This is a genomic window from Saprospiraceae bacterium (assembly GCA_016709995.1).
Classification (GTDB): Bacteria; Bacteroidota; Bacteroidia; order Chitinophagales; family Saprospiraceae; genus JADJLQ01.
The window spans coordinates 176451-195025 of sequence record JADJLQ010000003.1 but is presented as its reverse complement, the minus strand read 5'-3'; the positions used below and the strand labels follow the sequence as shown (position 1 = coordinate 195025).

General features: G+C 39.3%; 11 protein-coding genes and 1 pseudogene. 3 read left to right on the top strand and 9 right to left on the bottom strand.

Features of this window, described 5'->3' with window-relative positions:
• Positions 1 to 59: 59 nt before the first annotated feature.
• From IPJ09_19990 to IPJ09_19980, 3 genes are all read right to left on the bottom strand, one after another.
• The gene (locus IPJ09_19990) at positions 60 to 2444 is read right to left on the bottom strand and encodes an ABC transporter permease (GenBank protein MBK7373672.1); all 2385 of its coding nucleotides are present in this window, start codon (positions 2442 to 2444) and stop codon (positions 60 to 62) included.
• Between the two features lie 84 nt (positions 2445 to 2528).
• The gene (locus IPJ09_19985; GenBank protein MBK7373671.1) at positions 2529 to 4967 is read right to left on the bottom strand and encodes an ABC transporter permease; all 2439 of its coding nucleotides are present in this window, start codon (positions 4965 to 4967) and stop codon (positions 2529 to 2531) included.
• Positions 4968 to 5055: 88 nt separating this feature from the next.
• Positions 5056 to 5733 (bottom strand): ABC transporter ATP-binding protein, encoded by a 678-nt coding sequence (locus IPJ09_19980; GenBank protein MBK7373670.1) that lies wholly within the window; start codon positions 5731 to 5733, stop codon positions 5056 to 5058.
• Between the two features lie 109 nt (positions 5734 to 5842).
• Between IPJ09_19980 and IPJ09_19975 the strand changes: the two are divergent.
• Positions 5843 to 6193, top strand: a pseudogene (locus IPJ09_19975) (four helix bundle protein).
• Positions 6194 to 6234: 41 nt separating this feature from the next.
• On the opposite strand, the gene IPJ09_19970 reads toward IPJ09_19975, so the two are convergent.
• Positions 6235 to 7488, bottom strand: coding sequence for an HlyD family efflux transporter periplasmic adaptor subunit (locus IPJ09_19970; protein MBK7373669.1), 1254 nt, complete (start codon positions 7486 to 7488; stop codon positions 6235 to 6237).
• Between the two features lie 361 nt (positions 7489 to 7849).
• Between IPJ09_19970 and IPJ09_19965 the strand changes: the two genes are divergently transcribed.
• Both IPJ09_19965 and IPJ09_19960 read left to right on the top strand, forming a co-directional pair.
• Positions 7850 to 9187 carry a sigma-54-dependent Fis family transcriptional regulator gene (locus IPJ09_19965; GenBank protein ID MBK7373668.1) on the top strand — a complete coding sequence of 446 codons (1338 nt, stop codon included), beginning with the start codon at positions 7850 to 7852 and terminating at the stop codon, positions 9185 to 9187.
• Positions 9188 to 9227: 40 nt separating this feature from the next.
• Complete coding sequence (locus IPJ09_19960; protein ID MBK7373667.1) at positions 9228 to 10607, top strand: HAMP domain-containing histidine kinase; 1380 nt, start codon at positions 9228 to 9230, stop codon at positions 10605 to 10607.
• Here IPJ09_19960 and IPJ09_19955 read toward each other — a convergent pair.
• The 5 genes from IPJ09_19955 to IPJ09_19935 all read right to left on the bottom strand — a co-directional run bounded on the left by IPJ09_19955 (position 10591) and on the right by IPJ09_19935 (position 18441).
• Entirely contained in the window at positions 10591 to 12204 is a 1614-nt protein-coding gene (locus IPJ09_19955; GenBank protein ID MBK7373666.1) for a hypothetical protein, read from the bottom strand. The genes IPJ09_19960 and IPJ09_19955 overlap by 17 nt on opposite strands.
• 17 nt (positions 12205 to 12221) lie before the next feature.
• Positions 12222 to 13310: a DUF4249 domain-containing protein gene (locus tag IPJ09_19950; protein MBK7373665.1), complete on the bottom strand. Its 1089-nt coding sequence runs from the start codon at positions 13308 to 13310 to the stop codon at positions 12222 to 12224.
• The gene (locus IPJ09_19945) at positions 13307 to 16000 is read right to left on the bottom strand and encodes a TonB-dependent receptor plug domain-containing protein (GenBank protein ID MBK7373664.1); all 2694 of its coding nucleotides are present in this window, start codon (positions 15998 to 16000) and stop codon (positions 13307 to 13309) included. The genes IPJ09_19950 and IPJ09_19945 overlap by 4 nt, the downstream gene beginning before the upstream one ends.
• Positions 16001 to 16036: 36 nt before the next feature.
• Positions 16037 to 16957 (bottom strand): OmpA family protein, encoded by a 921-nt coding sequence (locus IPJ09_19940; GenBank protein MBK7373663.1) that lies wholly within the window; start codon positions 16955 to 16957, stop codon positions 16037 to 16039.
• A 158-nt stretch (positions 16958 to 17115) separates the two neighbouring features.
• Positions 17116 to 18441, bottom strand: coding sequence for a vanadium-dependent haloperoxidase (locus IPJ09_19935; protein MBK7373662.1), 1326 nt, complete (start codon positions 18439 to 18441; stop codon positions 17116 to 17118).
• Positions 18442 to 18575: the final 134 nt, after the last annotated feature.

Sequence of the window (18575 nt, the reverse complement as noted above, 5' to 3'; positions counted from 1 at the left end):
GTTTGTTTTGATTTAACTAGGCTATAATTACAAATATTTCTCATGATTCTAATGTTATATTACTCTGTGCGTAATGAATTAACTGGATTGGCCATCGCCGCTTTAATTGCTTGAAAACTTACCGTCAATAATGTTATCCCCATGGCTCCCATGCCTGCCATAGTAAAAACCAACCATGATAGTTCAGTTCTATAAGTAAAACTCTTGAGCCAATCACCCATGAAATATATAGCCAAAGGCACAGCGATCATAAAAGAAATAAATACTAATAGCAAAAATTCCTTAGAAAGCAGATTCCAAACCCCGAAAATACTTGCACCTAATACTTTCCGTACACCGATCTCTTTCTTTCTTTGTTCAGCCACAAATGAAGTCAGCCCAAACAGTCCAAGACAGGATATAAACAAAGCCAATAATGTAAATAATCTGGTGAGTCTACCAATACGTTCTTCATCACCAAATTTTCGAGCATATTCTTCATTTACAAAACGGTACTCAAATGGTTGGTCAGGATTAAAGCTTTTAAAAACAGTCTCGATTTTGTCCAAAGAACTTTTTGTACTGCTAGAAGGATTGAGTTTGATTATAGCTAAACTTCCCTGATCATCCAACATACTATAAATAATAGGCTTGGGCTCATCATAAGGCGAAGTCATGACCATATCATTGATCACACCTATCACTGTACAAGGCGACCCAAACCAGGTGAGTGTCTGTCCTATAGGATGCTCCAGGCTCATATAGCGAACAGCAGCTTCGTTCAAAATTAAAGCCGAAGAATCGCTTCCGTATGCCTTAGAAAAATCCCGGCCCTCGCTGATCGTCCAATTAATCGTTTTGCCATAATCAAATGAAACATTTACAAATCCAAAATCAGTAGATAAATTGGGATCTTTACCCTTCCAGGAAATACCACTTGTAGTCCCCCAAACAGCGGTAGTCGGGCTGCCAGCTTCCGTCATAGAAACCACCGCTCCAGTTTGGGTCAACTCATCAAAGATGGCATCAAAATGCTCATGAATATTATTATTGTCCAAATATATATTGACCAGTCCATCTTGTGAATAACCAACAGGTCTTTCCTTGGCATATTGAATCTGTCTGTATACAATCATAGTCCCTATAATCAATGCAATAGACACAGTGAACTGAACGACTACCAAAAGCTTTCTGGGAAGCGTCGCAAGACGCCCTGCCTGAAACGTTCCTTTCAAAACTTTGATAGGTTCAAATGAGGAAAGATATAAAGCCGGATAGCTGCCTGCTATCAAAGAGGTAATAAAAATAAAGATTATGCAGACTAACCAAAAAAATTTATTGCTCCATAAAATATGCAGTTGCTTATTAGAAATAGAATTAAAAAATGGCATGCTTATCCAAACAATAAATACTGCGAGAATAAATGCAAAGCATACGGTCACAAAGGACTCACTAAAAAACTGCAAAATTAATTGCCCCCGCACGGACCCAACCGTTTTGCGAATCCCAACCTCTTTAGCCCGTTTTTCACTTCTGGCGGTACTCAAGTTCATAAAATTAATGCAGGCCAGCAAGAGTACAAATAAACCTATCATTCCAAACATACGCACATATTGAATAGCTCCACCCACATTTTGTCCGTTTTTATATTCCGCATATAGGTGCCATCCACTCATCGGTTGAAGGAACAAAGCAGGTTTCTTTTTTTGAAGTTCAGGATTGATCCTATTTAGCTTGGCATTCTTTATAAGAGCGGTGACTAGAGTAATGTCACTATGCTCCTTCAATTGAACATAGATCGTGGTCCAATTAGGACGCCAGGGATCCTCCATGTATTTAAATCCATCGCTGACCTTATAAAAATTTGCCCACGTACCTATAAAATTTACATCAGCGAAAGTAGAGTTCTGCGCAAAGTCCTGGTAGACTCCTACCACTTTCAAGGGTGGATTATGATCTATCTGGATCAATTTATTGATAGGATCGTCATCTCCAAAATTGGCCACGGCTGCTGAACTGGATAAGAGTAACGAAGAAGGGTCATCACCAGGGCCAGCATTTCCTTGCAATATTTGAATAGACAACATATCGGAAATCCCCTTTTCAAAAAACCCTCCAGAGACTTTGACTATTTTGTTATCAATCGTTAATGTATGCTCTCTTAAATCGGCACACATTATCACATGTTCAAAATGATCTCCATATTTATTACGCAATTCATCCGCTAATGGGTAAGGCATATTGTTCCAGGTTTGAATTTCTCCATTGTTGGATACATTTTGCATTACTCGGGCTATCCGATCATATGCTTTAAACCCTGTATTAAAAGAAAGCTCATCATATAGCCACAATCCTATAAGTATAGATACTGACATACCGATGGCGAGACCAAATATATTAATCAGGGAATGCAATTTGCTCTTTCCAAGATTACGCCAGGCAATTTTAAAATAATTAATAAGCATATGTTCTTCAATTTAAGATTCCAGGATAAATAATCTATCAAAAAGATATTTCCTGAACAAATCCAATGCTTATACCAAGCATTTTTATTCGGTACGAAGTGATTTTATTGGATTCATTAAAGCTGCTTTGATAGCCTGGAAACTCACGGTAATTAATGCGATCAATAAGGCTACTACTCCTGCCGCTACAAAAATCCAGATACTCATGTCCATTCGAAAAGCAAACTCTTGCAACCACTTATACATCCCAAACCAGGCAATAGGCACGGCTATAACAATGGAGATCGATACTAGCATTAGAAAATCTTTGGACAACATTTTGACGATATTAGCTACTGTAGCTCCCAATACCTTGCGCACTCCAATTTCTTTTGTCCGTTGTTCCATCGTATAAGTAGCCAGACCCAATAAGCCCATACAAGCAATGAGTATGGCCAAAAAAGCAAAATTTAATGACACTTGACCAATCCTTTGATCTTCCCTGTACATTTCATCAAAAGAGTCATCTAGAAATTGGTAGCTAAAAGGCATGCCGGGTGCCATTTCTTTGTATTTTAGTTCAATATTTTTTACAAGCTGGTTGATATCCTTGGTATCGACCCGATAGGCCGAAGCCCAACGATTGTTTCCCAGTCGCATACTCAAGGGTCCTACATTTTTACGTAAAGACTCATAGTGAAAATTTTTAACCACCCCTATAATTTGAAGTGCCGTAGTACTATTAGGGCTACCTCCGTCATTGGTGTATAAATATTTTCCGATTGGTTCATCCGGTCCTAAGACAGCCGCGGTCGACTCATTGATGATAATAGCAGCGGAATCAGAGCCATATTCTTTAGAAAAATTTCTTCCTTTAATTATTTCCATCCCTAAAGTGGGAATATAATCGTAATCCACGGACCACGATTGCATATTAAAGCCATTTTTTTCATTCATCACCGCGTCCGGTGAAAAAGTATTGTCATTGCGTGATGAATTGCTCACAGGCAAATATCCTGCAAAAGAAGCAGATTTAATTCCACTCAATTTTGCAATTTCATTTTTAAACACTTCTCGATTTTCTCCTCTTATTCCAGGGTTATTGACTACAAGGACCTGGTCTTTATTAAAACCAAGGTTTGTATTCTGAATAAATTTTAACTGTTGATATACAATGATGGTCCCGATGATCAAAATGATAGAAGTTGCAAACTGAAATACTACCAGAAAATTGCGAAGCCCATTCTTTTTTGAACCTGCATTGAGTTTCCCTTTGAGGACAGAAATCGGCTGAAAGGCAGATAAATAAAATGCCGGGTAACTGCCAGCTAAAATTCCAATTACGATAGGAAGTGAAAATAAAAACAAGATGTATTGAGGTTTAAATAAAATTGTAAACTCCAATTGTTTGCCAGCCATAGTATTAAACCATGGCATTGAAATCCATATAATTGATATCGCCAGCAAGGTAGAAATGAAAGCCATCAGGGTAGACTCTGTAAGAAATTGTCCGATTAAAGCTTTTTTTTCAGTACCCAGTACTTTCCTGATGCCAACTTCTTTAGCCCTTCCAGCCGAACGAGCCGTCGATAAATTCATAAAATTAATACAAGCTATCAACAAGATGAATAAAGCAACTGCGGAGAATATATATACGTATTGAATATTGCCATTTACTCCTAATTCTACCGTTCTGGAGGAATGAAGATGAATGTCCTTAATTGGAAACAAAGAATATTTCAGCATATTGCCACTTTTAGCAAAATCCTCCATCGATTCAATTTGCATATATTGCTTGGCCTGGGGCAGTATATATTTATTAATTACCTGGTCAAAGTTTTTATTAAATAATTGGTAGTCCGTGCCTGGCTTCAGTAGTACGTAAGTATGGAAATTATGGTTGAGAAAGTTTCCAAAGTCATAGTCAACATTTGCCATGGAAAAAAGAAAATCATATATAAAATGGGAGTTGTGAGGCATGTCTGCCAACACAGTAGTCACTTTAAAAAGGGTCGGATTAGCCCCTGAAGTTTCTATGGTTTTCCCAATAGCTCCTTGTACATCTCCAAAATATTTTCTGGCTATTGTCTCAGTAATCGCTACAGTATTGGGTTCATTTAAAAAGTTTTTTGAGTCCCCGGCAAGGACAGGCATGGTGAAAACTTTTAAAAACGTAGAGTCTGCATACGTGATCCGATCTTCATTGATGTACTCATCGCCTTTTTTAATCAACCTTGATCCACTCGAACTATATAGTCTTGCATACTCTTCGACCTGAGGATAATCCTTTTTCAGCACCGCCCCCATCGGATCAGCACTCACGGCCATATTCAGATCTGTTCCGCCAAAGCGTATATCAGAATTAATCCTGAATATACGATCGACTTTTTCATTATAACGGTCGTAACTCAACTCATCCGCGACATACATCGCTATCAACACGAAGCAGGCAAGCCCCATGGACAAACCAAAAATATTGATCAGCGAAAACCCTTTGAACTTCCAAAGGTTTCGTAAAGCGATTTTAAAATAATTTTTTATCATGTCCTTTTTAATATTATTATGAAGTGAGTAATTATTTAGTGACCATTTTCATAAAAAGAACACGCTTCAAGCAAAAGCGTAAAAATATTTAAACCAGGATATTCTCCATCACAGTCCTGCCATCCAACATACGTACGATCCGATGGCTGTATCTTGCATCATGCTCGGAATGCGTCACCATGATGATGGTTGTACCCTGCTCATTTAGATCAGTCAATAATTGCATCACTTCGTTACCATTGCTGGAGTCAAGGTTTCCGGTAGGCTCATCCGCTAATATCAGTTTTGGATTGTTAACCACTGCACGAGCTACCGCGACACGTTGTTGCTGCCCTCCGGAGAGTTGTTGCGGAAAGTGATTGCGTCGGTGCATGATCTGCATTTTGTCCAGGACGGTCTCCACTCTTCGCTTGCGCTCATCAGATTTTACGCCGGTGTAAATCAATGGCAACTCGACATTTTCGAATACACTTAATTCGTCAATGAGGTTGAAACTCTGAAACACAAATCCAATATTGTGCTTCCTAAGATCAGCTCTCTTGCGCTCATTAAATTTGGCCACTTCGATACCATCAAATAAATAGGAACCGCTATCCATGTCATCAAGTAATCCTAGGATATTGAGTAGCGTCGACTTGCCACAACCGCTGGGTCCCATAATCGCGATGAATTCGCCGGACTTTACTTCAAAGCTCACCTTATTGAGAGCAATGGTCTCTACCTCTTCTGTACGGTAGGTTTTTTCTAAGTCAGTTATTTTGATCATTGTGAAAGGTTTGAGGTGTGTGGCAAGAGCCACGAGTCAAATTTGATACAAAATTTGTCTCGTCTTGTTCCTGATACACCAAAATTATTAATAGTTAAAATTTAAAAAAATGAGAAATTTTCATGAATTACAAGTTTTGATAAAGTCACATTCGCTTACTTTAAAAATTTATAAAGCCACCAATTTGTTTCCAAAAGAGGAGATCTTTGGATTAACAAATCAAATGAGAAGATCATCCACCTCCATTCCAACCAATATTGCTGAAGGGTGAGGAAGGCGAACGAACCCAGATTTTAAAAGATTTCTAACGATTGCAAGTGGATCCTGTTCCGAACTTGAGTACCAGCTACTTTTAGCTAGAGATTTATTATATCTATCAGAATCAATTTTTTCTGAATTAACTGAGAACGTGATTGAAATCAGAAAAACGATTAACTCCTTATCCAATAAACTTAATTAGCATCCTCAACCCTCATACCTCAATGCTCACACCTCATCCAACTACTTCACCAACACCAACTCCTCCATCTTACCATAAGTCTCATAACTATTCGTCACCACTTTATCACCAGGCATTAATCCACTCAACACTTCATAATTATTAGGATTTTGCCGACCCAGGGTAATATCTTGTTTAAATGCCATTGTTCCATTTTCATTTAATTTAAAAATCCAGTTGCCGCCGGTCGTTTGAAAAAAACCTCCTTTGGGTACCAGGGTCACTATAGATTCTGATCCCAGCGCCAATCCTACCTGGAAGGTCTGTCCTCTTCTGATGCCCGGAGGAACTTCACCTTTAAACTCCATATCTACCTGGAATCTGCCATTGGTCACCTGGGTATATACTTTTTTAATCACCAAAAAATATTGTTTTCCAGCAAATGGAAAGTCCCCTTCGAGATCAGTATAAATCCGGGAGATATAATGTTCGTCGATGTCCGCCCTCACTTTAAAACCACTTAATACATCGAGTCTGCCCAGACTTTCGCCTTTCTGTTTAGACTGTCCGATCTCTGCATCCAACGAAGTGAGTTGTCCATCGACTGGCGCTCGTACGATAAGATCACCTACTTTTCGACGCATGAGCTGTAACGCATTCTGCATACGTGAATAAGATTCTTGCATCTGTGCTAGCTGTGTTTTAATAGAAATACTGTCTTGTGAAAGGATTTGCTCTGTAAGATTTTTCCTCCTCACCTGATAGTTATACATATTCTCCGAAGATTTAAAATCCTGCAGACCAATTGCTTTTTGATCGAATAGTTTTTTGTTTAGGTCATACAATCGCTTGGCCTCTTCCAATGCATTGGTCACTTCGGCCATCTGGTTGAGTTGGCGAATTGTATTTTGTTCAGCATTGTTTTTGGTATTTTGCATTTGAGTCAATACATCAAACACGGAAGTCTCCTGATTGGCCAAAGTCAACTCCAGATCTGTATTGCTTAATCTTAATATAGGTTGCCCTTTTTTCATCATAGCTCCATCCTCAACATATTTCTCTTCTACCCTACCTCCTTCTAAAGCATCGAGGTAGATAGTAGTGATTGGCATGACGACTCCATTGATGGGTATAAATTCTTTAAAGGGACCTTCAGTAACCTCGCTGATCATCAGTCTTTCTGTCTCTACATTGAGTTTAGATTTGCCAGAAGATGACTTTACTGCCATGTATATTAAGCCAGCGAGGGCAAGCACTCCTATAATCCCAAGTATTCGTTTTGTCGTCCAGGTCTTTTTTTCTATTGGTCTATCCACTTTATGAGTATTTCTTAACATTATAAGTACGGAAGACCGTGCCAAAGGTTACATAGCATTAATAATCAGTCACTTACAAAATTTTATTAGCCTTAAAGTGTACGATTTTGATACAACTGTGTGCGAAATTGAAAGGCAAGACTTTGGATTAAACCTTGCATGAAAAATGAAGATTAGCCCTTTATTATCCTAATGAGCTTCCTTGCAGCAATCTCTCCATTCACCCAGTTAATTAATAAAAGTTATGACTTTCAAGTCTAAAGATCAATGTGCATGCAACTATTCCATTGAACTTCTGTCTTTTATATAAATCTATTACTTTATGATTTCTCATAAGATTTTGCCGACCTTTGGGAGATATATGAAGCTCCGCGAAAGCAATATACTAGTAGTAGATGATGATCCAGATGTGCTTACCGCAGTTAGGTTATTGCTAAAGCCATTGGTCAAATCTATAGAGTTCAGTAGATATCCTGATGAGATCAAATCCTTGCTTAAGCAAAAAGTTTTTGACATTATCTTATTGGATATGAATTTTAAGAGTGGTATTCAGTCTGGCAATGAAGGTATCTTTTGGCTGCGGGAAATTAAAAAAATAGCCCCTGACTCCTGCGTGATCCTCATTACCGCCTATGGAGATATAGATTTAGCAGTGCGTTCGCTTAAAGAAGGAGCTGAAGATTTTATTCTAAAGCCCTGGCAAAATGAAAAACTCATTGAAAGCCTGCATGATGCCTTCAAAAAACAATTAAAAAATATCCAACCTTCGATAGCACCTGAAATCACACTGCTTGGCGAGTCCAGTCTTATGAAAGATTTGATGCTCAAAGTGTCTAAAGTAGCTCCAACAGATGCAAATATTTTGATCCTGGGAGAAAATGGATCTGGCAAAGATGTACTCGCGAATCAAATTCACTATTATTCGAACAGAGCAGATAAACCATTCGTCAAAGTAGATCTTGGAGCACTCACTGAATCTTTATTTGAAAGCGAATTATTTGGGCACAAAAAAGGCTCTTTCACCGATGCCAAAGAAGATCGAATAGGGAGGATTGAAGCCGCTCAGGGAGGAACCTTGTTTTTAGATGAAATAGGCAATATCAATCTCAATCAACAAGCCAAACTTCTCTCAGTTATTCAAAACAGGCATATCACCCGAATAGGCTCCAATGTACCGAGCCAGGTTGATATCCGATTGATCTGTGCGACTAATCTACCGCTTTCGGAATTGGCCAACGAACATCGCTTCCGACGAGATTTATTATATCGAATCAATACGGTAGACTTGACGCTTCCATCGCTTAGAGATCGGGGTAGCGACATCGAACTTTTAGCCAAACACTTCCTTCAAGTCTATAGTGCCAAGTATCTAAAGCACGACCTTAAGTTAGGGTCTTCTGCCATCAATAAACTTATGGAATATTCCTTTCCAGGCAACATTCGTGAATTACAATATACGATTGAGCGAGCAGTTATATTATGTGATAAGACTGAATTGACTGCCTCAGAAATTATTTTTTCCAACCTGGAGACTTCATCTGTACTCAAAGACAAGGATGATATGAACCTGAGTGCTGTAGAAAAAAATACGGTCATCAGAGTGTTGGAGAAACACAATGGCAATATCACTCAAGCCGCTAAAGAATTAGGCATCACCCGGACCGCATTGTATAGGCGGCTTAATAAATATGAGATCTGATCAAAGTATATTTATCCATATTTGAATAACACCTTATCATATGGAGTTTAAGAGATTTGAATGGAAAATAATCAAGCGGCTGATCCTGCTGATAATTACTTGCCTCGGCGGGTCCTGGCTGGTCATCCAAGGTTATTACATTTATTTACTCATTCCCCTGGCCATATTTATTTATCAGATCTATGACTTTTATATTTTTAACCGCAAAGCTTATGATGAGATAGCCACTTATGTAGAGGCAGTTCATTATAGAGATTTTTCCAGGCATTTTAATGTAAAAGAAGCCCCCAATGAACTGAAGACACTTCGTGAAGGCTTCAATGAAATAAATGATACCATCAAAGACATCACCCTCGAAAAAGAAACCCACTTTCAATACTTGCAAAAAGTACTGGAGATCATTGATACCGGCATCATCTCATATAAGGAACCTGATGGCGAAATTATCTGGCTCAACGAGACGCTCAAGCGAATGCTACAGGTACCTTATCTGCGCACCATTCATTCTCTTGAAAAAAGAAACGAAACCTTATATAACAAGATTATTTTCATAAAATCGGGCCAACAGGAAATCGTAAAATTGAGCGAGGGTCTCAAAGAGTTAAAGGTTTTGATTAATTCCACTTCGTTTATCATGCAAGATCAGCGGTATAAACTGGTCGCCATACAAAATATCAATGAAGCCATCGATGAAACCGAAGCCAATGCCTGGCAAAAACTATTGAGTGTCATGACTCACGAAATCATGAATAGTGTAGCTCCTATCGCTTCGCTGGCAGATACACTAAAGTCGAGGCTTATGCAGGAAGGCAAAGGAAATCTGGATAAAGAAGACCTTTCTTTAGGAATGGATACTATTAAAAAAAGAAGTGAAGGTCTATTAAAGTTTGCCCAAACTTATAGAAATCTCAACAAAATAACTCAACCTCAGATCAAAACTTTCCAGGTAAGCGAATTGTTCGGCACGATGTATAATCTGATGAATCCTACCATGGAAGAAAAAAATATAGACCTGGATATCACGCTCAAAGATCCTAACTTACAACTGTCAGCCGATCCAAATCTTATCGAACAAGTTATTATCAATTTATTACTCAACGCCAAGGATGCGGTACAAGGCGAAGACAAAGCCATGATAGAACTTTCTGCCATGGAAGAAAATCATAAGCTGGTGATTAAAATCAGAGATAATGGCAAGGGTATATCTCCTGAAGTTTTGGATAAAATATTTGTGCCCTTTTTTAGTACCAAAAGCAATGGAAGTGGCATCGGTCTGAGCCTTTCAAAACAAATCATGCTCCTTCACAAAGGCAATATCCATGTAGCCTCCAAGGAAGGTACAGGCACCTCCTTTCAATTAGTTTTTCCTAAAACATATGAACCCGTCGGTGATCGCAAAGTAGTTAGCGCACTTCAATAAACACTCTTTTAGATACCGGCACCTTACGCCCATCCACTCCATGCACCTCTACGGCATAGATTCCTTTGACATCACTGGTAGCGAATCCCACATTCAATTTTCCTGACTGATCTGCTTTAAGTTTTGATGACCAGTAAATTTGAGTCCTAAGGTCTGGCAAATTAGAAGCGGGCATTGATGTGGTAGCAGGTCGTTCAAGACTGAGGCCGTTCAATGGAAATACATGCTGTGCTGTCTCGATATTTGAAGTTGTATTGATAGCAATCACGCCAGTATAAGCCATCATAGGATCAAACTGTTGATCGAAGGTGGTATTGCGATTATATAAATCTATCTGCTTGATATCAGCGAGCTGAAGATTGAGCATCAATGAATCATCTCCTACGAAAAAACCATTTACTAAATACCATGCCGGCCAACGATAAAGTTGATTGAGGTCTTTGTTGCGTAGTCTTAATGATTGTCGATCGTTCACTACCTTCGAGATTCTACAATCGATCATAACTTCTTTTATAAAATTCCGCAGAGACTTCAGATCTTTGTAGTCAGATAATAAGTAAGATTTGTCCGGAGGAATTGTTTTAATCGTATCAATTGGTGTGATTACGCTTGGGGCGGTAATCTTAAAAATATCTTCTATAAGCCGACGCTTTGAGTCTTGCCATAATACATAGTTGACTGTTTGATTCCTCTCTAATTTGCGATTGCGGTCATTGATCCAGTCCACATTAAAATAAGAAGTGACCGGATTCCATCCCAGGTTCAATCTTTGGTTCGGGTTCATAGAGAGCAGTTGTGCTTTTTGAACATTGTAAATATCGGGCAGGGCCATCTTGACCATCCCGGCAGTAGCTTGCATCCTGTGAAAAGCACCGGTTTGGGGAAGATACAACGAGAGATATTTTTCGGTTATATTTTTTCCATTCAACCGATCATTCAGTTTGCCATCCAGAAAAATATTTTTCCTAATAGTTGATGCTATTATCTCTCCTTTGGACACAGTTGACTCAGATTGGCTCACCATCTCTGCATTAGTATAAAAACCTTCGTATTTAAAAATAGATACGGAGTATTCTCCATCCTGAGGATGCTCTGATAACGGCAGGAGATTAATGGACCAGGTATATGTATTACGCGTATAAAAAGAATCTTCGTGGTTGATATTTTCGATTGGTGGCTGAGGATAATCCAGCTTCTCAAATTCTTCGGGCTTTTCTTCGAGATTGTTATATATAGGTACATTGATGCTGGTATAAAGGGGTTGCGAAGAGAACCGACCCGTATCCATCAAGGCATAACATGTCAGTATATAATTACCTTCTTCATATAATATCGGGAGTTCCATGGAGCCCTCAACAGATCGTGAATGCAATCGGTATATTCGTTGTTGCTTCAACTCACTCCCGGGTGAATATAATTCCGTATATATCAACATCGAATCAATCAGGAGGTCTTTGTGAGGATATACAGCAAAAGACAGGGTCTGTCCAACAATGTAAAACGATTGATTCAAGTGAATGGAGAAGGTTTGAGACCAGCCAAAAGACAAAGTCACTGCAAATAGAATTGTCGCTAAATAAAATTTAATATTCACCATCTCACCATCAAAATTTTTTACCACCAAACTGGCTTTGGAATCCGCTTTTCTGGCAATTTACAATCACAACATGCAGAGAAATACACGGATTCAGGTATACCTTTTAGCCATCCGCAAATATTATTTACTTTGTCAGGTAAAGGGTATAAACCAGCGAAATCTGCAGCAACCAACTGCTTCCTTATCACCTCTACTGAAGATACCAGGAAGAAACCCAACACTTTTTCTTTTGGATTATTGACATTGTACACATTGCTCGTAACTGAAGCAGGGATAGGGTCGAAGATAGTTCCGTTCTGCTCTGATACTAATCGCAACTTTCTAAAATATTCATATGCCAATTCCGAGATTCGGTATTGATATAATTCATAATAGTGTGTTTCAACAAATCTGTATTCCGGGAAAATATTTTCAAATCCCATGTCAAGGTCTTGTACCCTGGTTACGCCCGCTTCCAGGTTGCTGTATATTTTTATTTCTTCCGGCTGCAGTGAATTTCCTCCATAATAACAATAGGACAAAATTTTAAATGGATTGCATTCCGGCATGGTGGTAAATTGAAAGTAACTCTTTAAATCCCATTTTAAGAAAAGGTCCTTTCTTCCTTCCGGCAAACTTGTATTGGCAAAAACTTTTACTACATCCTGATTTCGGATTAGTCCTTCTGAGGTGATCACGGGATGGATCCCTACAGTCCAGGTCATACTGTCTGGTTTGACCGGCACCTGCATAATGTCCGGATCAGATTGATATTGATTGCCATCAGAGAGTTCTATTTTTATTTGATAGGTAGCCAGCATTGTAGGATCGTATTCATCTCCTGGTAAAACATAATCTCCTGCTGATTGCTCCAGGAATGAATATACTTTACTACCGTTCTCAACTAACCTGACTTGAGCTCCAGCCAGCGGAATAGGGGGTTGGCTTACACCTACTGTTCTTGATAATAAAATATGATGGTCCGTCTTGAGATTGCTGATGGTGCCATTAACTACTAGATTATTCACTTTCAAAGTAGGCTCAAATGGCAATTCCACCAGGCAGGAACAAATACCAGATATCACTCCAAGAGATAATAGGATCAAATATAAAACTGGTCTCTTCAAAATTGAAAATTGTAACCGCGTGAAGGAAGTGCCGTACCCAATACAGCCAGTTTGTAAGCTACCAGGGGTTGATTGTTGCTTTTGCGATAAAAAACTGAGAAGGCATTTTTTCGTGCATAGAGATTATATACGGATAAGGTGATACTGCCTTTATTTTTACGCGTCCTGATGGCACCCCGCGTGACGGTCAGGGATACATCTAATCTATGATAATCAGGTATCCTCAGATAATTTCTTTGAGAGTAGTCCAAAAATACGCCACCATCTCCAATATAAAAGTCAGCAACCGGACCTGTCAAGGGTCTTCCGGAAGCATATACGAAGTTAGAAGAGAATGACATGGTCTTCAATATCTGCCAATCAATTACAGCATTAAAATTATGTGGTTTGTCAAAGTTAGATGCATACCAGCCTCCTTCATTGATCACCTCGTCTCTATAGATGCCGGGTGATTGTCTTTGACTTCTACTCAATGTGTAGGAGACATATCCTGTCGGGTTATGCTTCAACCTTTTAATAGATAGCTCTGCCCCATACGAACGGCCTTTTACGGCAAATAAATCGGTTTCGATATAAGGATTGCGCAATAATTGTGCAAAGTCTTTATACTCGATCAGATGATCCAGTCTTTTATAATATATTTCAAAGCTGGTCTCCCATTCATTTTGGCGAAGATTTCTAAAATATCCCAATGAATAATTGTCAGCCTGTTGGGGTTGGATATAACTATTGCTCAGCAACCAAAGATCTACAGGCGTTGCAGCTGCCGTATTTGATACCAGGTGAATAAATTGGACCAGGTGATTATAAGCCAGTTTGACGGAGCTGCTGGCATTGATTTTATAGGCAGCACTGATCCTCGGTTCAGCACCAGGATACCATTTGATCGTTTGGTTCGATTTAAAAATATCTTCTCCGATTAAATTGGCTTTGATACGAGGCAAACCCTGCGCATATTGATGCACAGATTCAGCACCAAAATTACGATACATATTAAACCGAAATCCCAGCGAAGCATTGATTTTTTTTGTGAGATTGATCTCATCATTCAAATAGATCGCAGCTTCCTCTCCCCGACTCAGCTCTACATTTTCTTCAATGGTGCTTTGCTCGGATATAGCCCTAAAGTATTGTGGTAATGGCTTATATCTGGTAGCTTCCAATCCAAGATTGAGTGTTTGTGCCGGACTTGCTTGCCAGGCCACGTTCCATTTTGTTTTTAAATAATCCAGTCCGTTTTTTAAATACTTTTTTACCAATACCTGCTGATCATCAAAATCATTCCTATTGCTACTTTGGATGAAAGATCCGGTTAGAATCACTCTCTGATTGACTTGTTGAGTATAATTGAGCCCAAATGAAAGTGTGGACCAGCCATACCCAAATTCTTGTGCATAATTGAACTGGTCACTGCTATTATACATCGAGAGAGAGAGTGTTGCTGCAGATCCCAGTTTGGTCTCCAGCTTAAAATTGATATCATAAAAGCCTGCGTGACTTTTTTTGAGATTAGGATCACGAATAAGCCCAAGTACCCAATCTGAATAAGTAAACCGACTGCCAGCGAAAAAAGCCAATTTATTTTTAACCAGAGGCATATCAATAAATATCTTTGAGGAGATGGGCCCGATACCACCAAACACGCTGGAATGTTCAAAATCGGGATCCTTCAGTTTTATGTCCAGGACAGAGGATGTCCGTCCACCAAATTGCGCAGGGATATATCCTTTGTACAAAGTGACATTTTTGATGGCTTCAGGGTTGAATGCAGAAAACAATCCCAATACATGAGATGGATTCAGATGAAAAGCACCTTCCTGAAGTATCAGGTTTTGATCAATATTGCCACCTCTGACATTGTACCCACTACCCACTTCGCCGGTATTGCTTACCCCTGGCAGGGTCAGAAGCGCCTTTAGTATATCGGTTTCGCCCATCAAAGTTGGAAGCCTTTTAACCTCCTTCATCGATAGTTCTGCCACCCCGGCAGTAGCGTTTTCAAGTCTCCGTTGGGCAGAGCCTCCGATCACCAATTCCGGAAGATCGACCGAGTTTTCATATAGTCTCACTTCTATAAATCCATCACCGTAGATCTTGACTTGTTTTTGATATGACTGATAAATATTAGATTCTACTATCAGTGAATATATGCCTATGGGCAGTGTGACATCTATTTTGCCACTATCACCAGTCGTAGTTACTACATGATCTCCAAATTTTATGAAGGCAAAAGATATCAGGCTATCTGTATTGCCGTCTGTAACCACTCCCCTTATTCTGGCCATACCTGATCTGGCTATGGAGTCTCGATGACCGATCGTTTCTATATCGACAGTCACATTATTTTCAATGATTGATTTGCTTTTGAAGTACGCTTCAAATCGAATATCATCTAACAAAGCAGTATCACTGATGATATACAAATAGGGCGTATATGCGATATATCCAAGTCCGGTGCCGGTCAATAAATTTTCTAAAAAGTCTTGAAGATTTGAATCCTGACACGGTCTCAACACGCTGATTGATAGGAGCTTGTTAGTTTGATCACTATAAAAAGTAGTGCCGTATTTTACATGGATAGAGTCTAAAACCTGCTGCGTGGATAGCCCATTGCATTCAATATGAACTAATACTTCTCCTGACTGCTGGGCAAACAAAAAGTGCTGACAACCCACCAGGATTATCAGCACTTTTATAAGTTTTACCGCAGAATGAATCAATAGCAATTAATTGCTGGATTGCGGTACCATTAAGTTAATATATTGATCCAACCTTGGGGTGATGATGATTTCTGTACGGCGATTGACCTGTCTTCCGGAACTATTGTCATTTGCACCTTTAGGAGCAAATTCACTGCGGCCCCCTGCTGTGATACGATTAGGATCGACGCCAAATTTCTTTTGCAATATTCTGGCTACAGAGGTAGACCGGAGCACACTTAAATCCCAATTGTCTTTGATTTTATCAGTGCTGATGGGCACATTGTCAGTATGACCTTCGATCAAAATGTCAATTTCTTTGTGGTCATTGACCACTTTGGCTACTTTACCTAACACGATTTCAGCGGCAGCATTGACATCATAACTTCCTGATTTGAATAAAAGCTTGTCAGAAATGGACACATATACTACTCCACCACGCACTTCAACCTGGACATCCTGATCGTTGACATCAGCCAGGGAGCGTTTGAGGTTAGTCACCAAAGTTAGATTGAGCGAATCCTTCATTTGGATCTTATTATTCAACCCTTGAATGTACCTTGATTGTTGGTTAATGGCCTCCAGAGATTTTTGAATGTTCTCCGCACCAGACATACTGATGATAGAGAGATCTTCCAATCTGCTCAGTAGGTTAGTATTGGTCTTGTTAGCAAGATCAAGCTGGGTTTCAAGACTTTTGATCCTATTTTGAGCTTCAGAAACTTTAGTATCAGACATTTGCATCTCTGATTTTAGTCGATTTTGCTCATCATTATACTTTTTCATCAACTCCTGGTATTGATCCTGGCTTTGTTTGAGTTGAGACATTAGCTGGCGTTTCTCTTCAGCAGTGGCATCCCTTTCTTTGGTCAGCATATCGTGCTTCTTCTTACTAACACATGAACTGGCCAAAATAAAAATGAGACTAAGTGTAATTATTTTTTTCATATAATTTTTGGTTTAGCGTAAAAGTATAAAAAACACTTGGCTGAGACAAATATGATTTTTATTAAACCGTATAACATTTATAGACAATGCTTAACATTAAATTCTATCTAACTTATGATACTATCCAAATGGTCGATTAGCTGTTAAGATATCCTTCCCTACTTTTTAAAAGCTAAAGCATTTACCGCGTCCCCCACTTTATTGCCTTGAAGGACTCCAAGGTCAATGGCGTCTCTAAAATGAATCCCACCATATAACCTCGAGATAGCTGCTTCCTGAGCGGCGTGATCAAAGGATCTGAAAGATCTTGGTGCACCAGGTATATCTGTACGCCGCTCATGGGTATGATCCACAAAAGCATAGTTGGTTCCGAAGATGACAGACAATACCCTGGCAGTGGCACCTGACTGGACTGAATGGCCGGAGGTATACTCTGGAAATGGAGGAGTGGCCAATAAAGTAGTCCAATTGGCGTCTATATTTTTATTGATATAAGTCACGGGTCTTACGAGGTTAAACGTATACTTACACTTCCAGCAGGATACAAAAGCATCCGATATAGCTATTCCCAATTTAGCATAGGTCTCAGCCGCCACTGCTAAATCAGCATTTTCTAATCCCAACACCTGGGAGGCAATCGAAATGGAATGCCCAGGAGGTGTACCTGCGTTGCCAGGATCGTCGCTCCAATATTTCGCAATAATGGCTTGTTCCTGATCCAGATTTTTGGTCACATTATATACTTCCAATGCCTGAATGTAAAATGGGGAGGTTTTTTCTGTGGAATAATCAGGAGGCTTGACAGGTTGGGTATGTATGGTGATGTCTTTGACAAACGTGCGATTATTGCCCCAATAAGGTTGCAAGGGAGTAGGGTTGGCTGCACTGGTTGACACCCAATATCCTGGTCCTACCGGTAGGTTTGGAAAACCGGGAAAATTTTTATTAAATCCTTCGTGTCCACCATCGTTTTTAGAATATTCAAAAATGGCATTGGCTAATTGCTGTCCATAAAGAGTACTTCGCTCCAGTACTGATTCATTCGTTTCATTCAGGAAGTCTGTTTTGTAGCTGGCTTCCATCAATACTAACCTTGGCTTTAATGAAGGTGGAGCTGAAGGGTAATACAACCTGGCTACTTCAGCCATAGCCGCATTAGCCACCTGACCCCAATGATAGGTATCTGCTACAGGCATTGGTAGCTCATTCAATTCATTCAATTGTCCAACCATACTTTGATATTCGGGCATCCCGTGAACTACAGCTTCATATAAGGTAAGCCCGGCGTAACCAAACGCACGTGCAGCTACTGGAGGCGAAAAACCAGGAGTCAGCTTGGTGTAATCTCTTAATAGCTCCATATAGTCTATAGCTAGCTTGCCACTGATCGACTGGGTGGATTTTGTTGGCCCTGAATCATCCTTTTGGCATTGGAAGAAAAACAATAGGCCTATACATAATAAGAGAGGCTTTAAATACTTCATATTGCTTGATTTTAACACAAATCTAAATATTCCAAAGCAATGCAGAGAATATTTTTTTTATAATAAACTAATTGTTAATATTTTACATAGTCAAATTACAAATAATATGTATTATTGAACATGAATCATTTCTT

What these genes read in the sequence shown, in the direction of transcription:
- IPJ09_19980 (MBK7373670.1), bottom strand. Translation starts at nt 5,733, where the DNA reads ATGATCAAAATAACTGACTTAGAAAAAACCTACCGTACAGAAGAGGTA.
- IPJ09_19960 (MBK7373667.1), top strand. Translation starts at nt 9,228, where the DNA reads ATGGAGTTTAAGAGATTTGAATGGAAAATAATCAAGCGGCTGATCCTG.
- IPJ09_19955 (MBK7373666.1), bottom strand. Translation starts at nt 12,204, where the DNA reads ATGGTGAATATTAAATTTTATTTAGCGACAATTCTATTTGCAGTGACT.
- IPJ09_19935 (MBK7373662.1), bottom strand. Translation starts at nt 18,441, where the DNA reads ATGAAGTATTTAAAGCCTCTCTTATTATGTATAGGCCTATTGTTTTTC.
- IPJ09_19990 (MBK7373672.1), bottom strand. Translation starts at nt 2,444, where the DNA reads ATGCTTATTAATTATTTTAAAATTGCCTGGCGTAATCTTGGAAAGAGC.
- IPJ09_19940 (MBK7373663.1), bottom strand. Translation starts at nt 16,957, where the DNA reads ATGAAAAAAATAATTACACTTAGTCTCATTTTTATTTTGGCCAGTTCA.
- IPJ09_19965 (MBK7373668.1), top strand. Translation starts at nt 7,850, where the DNA reads ATGAAGCTCCGCGAAAGCAATATACTAGTAGTAGATGATGATCCAGAT.
- IPJ09_19985 (MBK7373671.1), bottom strand. Translation starts at nt 4,967, where the DNA reads ATGATAAAAAATTATTTTAAAATCGCTTTACGAAACCTTTGGAAGTTC.